Below are 3,160 nucleotides of genomic sequence, written 5' to 3' on the forward strand. Positions count from 1 at the left end.
AGACCTTGTTGTCCGTCAATCAAAACCAAGGGTTCCTATACCTTTGGTAAACCTTTTCCTTCAAATTGTTTTTACCTAAGGTCGAAATCTCAAAAAACAGTTTACACCAGGTTAAGGTATGAAGAACCAATTCTAGCGAAAAGATTTATTTTAGCGGCACTTCAAGTCAAACACGGAAAGTTCAAAGCTCGCATCGGAGCCAATACCAGACATTCCGTCAGAAAATCAAAGATATCGTCAACTGCTCGAATTATGGGGCTAAGGTTAAAGCTAAGAAATTAGCTCCCCTAGTCAGAGATTGGCGAAACTATCATAGGTATTGCAAAAATGGACGGCTCTCGCTTCTCCTTATGGAGAACAGCACACAGAGCTTTCAAAGTCTTCAACAAAGAAAAGAAACTGAACCGATACAAGGCATCAGAACTTATCAAGAAGGCTTTTCCAGCAGTATCACGCAGTGAAAACAGCCATGTCAATGTCAAAGGCAACAAATCACCCTACGACGGAGACACCCTGTATTGGAGTAAGCGTAACAGTAAGCTCTACGACGGTGCAACCTCTAAATGTCTGAAAAGACAACACCATTCATGTGGACATTGTGGATTGAAGTTTATGGACGATGAGAGGGTTCAACTCCATCACATAGACGGAAACCACGATAACTGGGAGCCTAAAAACTTAATAGCAGTCCACCATAGCTGCCACCAGCATATCCACACGGGCAAGACTGGAAAAGTCTAACTTGTCGGGAGCCGTGTGCGGTGAAAGTCGCAAGCACGGATCTAAATGAGAGGGGCGAAGGATAATACCTTCCCTCGACTCAACCAATACCTCCTGTATTTACCCCTTGGCTTTACCGTGATTCTTGGTGGGCTAATCTTAGAAATTGGTTTGCCTACCAAGTTACTAACCCCTTTGGACAAGCAGGAAAAAAATTGAGACTTAAGTATCGTCAAAAGTGGCAATTAGGAGCAGAAACCTACACAGATTCGCCCCTAGCGATTCTCTGTCATCAACCTGCTGCCTTTGATTTTCCCCGTCAAACCCTCCCACCTCATTTTTACTATACAGGTCCCTATCATACGAGTGAAAGTCGTATGTCAGTTGATTTTCCTTGGGATAAACTCACAGGACAACCCCTAATTTATGCTTCGATGGGAACTTTGCAGAATTGTTTAACTTATGTTTTCGAGGCGATCGCTGGGGCCTGTAAAGGATTAGATGCTCAATTGCTTATTTCTCTAGGGGGAGGTTCAGAACCGGATTCTTTACCCAATCTTCCAGGAAATCCTCTTGTGGTGAAATATGCCCCTCAGTTAGAACTTTTACAAAAAGCTGCCCTAACTATTACCCACGCTGGTATGAATACAACTTTAGAGTCCCTAACCTATGGTGTGCCGATGATAGCTATTCCCGTGACCAACGATCAACCAGGTATTGCGGCCAGGATTGCTTGGACAGGGGTGGGAGAGATGATCGATTTAGGTAAGTTGAACTCCGACAATTTACGCCCAATGATTCAGCGCGTTCTAGGGGAAAAACGTTATCATGAAAAGTCTCAAAAATTGCAGCAAGCTATTGAGAAATCAGGGGGAATAGATCAAGCTATTGCCATTATTGAACAGGCTATTAACCCAATATCAGGATCATAATAAACCACATAAAAATATTATGGAAAAACAATTTATTAATCTAGGAAAATATACCGCGGCTTATACTGAAGTCGGGAAAGGGACACCAATAATTTTTTTACATGGTTTTTTCGGTGACGCTTGGACATTACATCCCTTGGTTAAAGAACTTCAGTCTCATTATTGTTGCATCAGTCTAGAAATGTTAGGTTTTGGAGATTCTTCTAAGCCTCAGATTCGTTATCTTGTGGATCATCAAGTAGAATTTTTACAAAATTTCATTAGTGTTAAACAAATTCAAGAATTCTTTTTAGTTGGTTTTTCCTATGGTGCATGGGTTTCGGCATCCTACGCTATTAGTTCAGCACAAAAGCAATGTTCAGCCTCATTAAAGGGAATATCTCTGCTTGCACCAGCAGGAATTAGGGATGATAGTTTTGTCGGTCGCTACGACTATCTCAAACCTTTGTTGTGGAAAACCAAGTTAGTCGATGTGGCACTTGCTTTGATTGCCCCCATATTTATCCTCAGAGGACAAAAAAAAGACTATCAAGCAATTTGTGAAACCCGTCAGGCAATCCTAACTCAACCAACAGCAGTTTCTTTCCTCAAAGATAGGTTAAATCCTGAAGATGCAGTTGATACGGTAGAAAACCATATTCACCAGATTGAGGTTCCTACTCTCGTTATTGCTGCTGAGTGCGATTCCCATATTCCTCGTTGGCATTGTGAAGTATATCGTGACAAGATCCCTAATGCTCAATTATCTATTATCCCTAATGGGGATCATGACTTTGTCCAAACCCATAGTCATGAAATTAGTAATCTACTTAAAATTCATTGGTCTGAATTGATTAATTTGGCCTGATATTTGAGCAATTAATAATTAACAATTAAGAATTAATTAGGGTTTGCTGAAAAAGCTTCTCCAAAATTTATGCCACTTTTGACCAAGAATTTTCTGACAAATCAATAAGTTTTAGTACATAAAAATTGTTTAAAGTATAATCAAAATTAATGAAAGGCGGTTTAATGAGTTCCCCTGTTCTATTATTAGTAAATAAGGACAAAAAAAGCGACAAAAACTGCCTCAGAAGTTTAGAAAGATTGACAACTAAAAATGTAATAGCAATAGATGTAATGGAGGTTTCAGGGAGTTTTGTCATCACGAGATTTAGGCTAAATCTTCGTTTAGCTTGTCCAAACTTTCCCTCAATAGCATTACGGAAGCATTCATCGGAGTGGGCTTGTTTCTTTTCTTCTTCACTGACATTTTTCGGAGGTCTTCCTAACTTCGGACCACTGATTCTTATACCTCTTTCCTTACACCAATTTCTGTTTTCCCTAGTTCGATAAATTTTATCTACATGGACGGATTCGGGATAATAGCCAAACGTTTCTTTATACTTTTCTACTTGTTCTTTTAAATGACAAGATTCATTGAAGTTTTCCCAACTTATTTTGTCTAGAAACACATAGTTATCTACACAGCTTACTGAGAGTTTAGCTCCAAACTCTATTGGTTTTCC

4 protein-coding genes are annotated in these 3,160 nt (G+C 39.6%); 3 read left to right on the plus strand and 1 reads right to left on the minus strand.

Going from position 1 to position 3,160, the window contains the following annotated elements; translation table 11 throughout:
* Positions 1–233: 233 nt before the first annotated feature.
* The 3 genes from CWATDRAFT_RS42175 (at position 234) to CWATDRAFT_RS30805 (ending at position 2,499) form a co-directional block, all read left to right on the plus strand.
* Complete coding sequence (locus CWATDRAFT_RS42175; RefSeq protein WP_459538831.1) at positions 234–461, plus strand: hypothetical protein; 228 nt, start codon at positions 234–236, stop codon at positions 459–461.
* Between the two features lie 474 nt (positions 462–935).
* Complete coding sequence (locus CWATDRAFT_RS30800) at positions 936–1,652, plus strand: glycosyltransferase (RefSeq protein WP_007308613.1); 717 nt, start codon at positions 936–938, stop codon at positions 1,650–1,652.
* Between the two features lie 19 nt (positions 1,653–1,671).
* The gene (locus CWATDRAFT_RS30805; protein WP_007308614.1) at positions 1,672–2,499 is read left to right on the plus strand and encodes an alpha/beta fold hydrolase; all 828 of its coding nucleotides are present in this window, start codon (positions 1,672–1,674) and stop codon (positions 2,497–2,499) included.
* Between the two features lie 67 nt (positions 2,500–2,566).
* On the opposite strand, the gene CWATDRAFT_RS30810 is transcribed toward CWATDRAFT_RS30805, so the two are convergent.
* Positions 2,567–3,160, minus strand: a 594-nt coding sequence (locus CWATDRAFT_RS30810) for an IS5 family transposase (RefSeq protein WP_007308615.1), incomplete at its 5' end; no start/stop codon positions are given.

Origin of the sequence: Crocosphaera watsonii WH 8501 (assembly GCF_000167195.1) — a bacterium.
Taxonomy (GTDB): domain Bacteria; phylum Cyanobacteriota; class Cyanobacteriia; order Cyanobacteriales; family Microcystaceae; genus Crocosphaera; species Crocosphaera watsonii.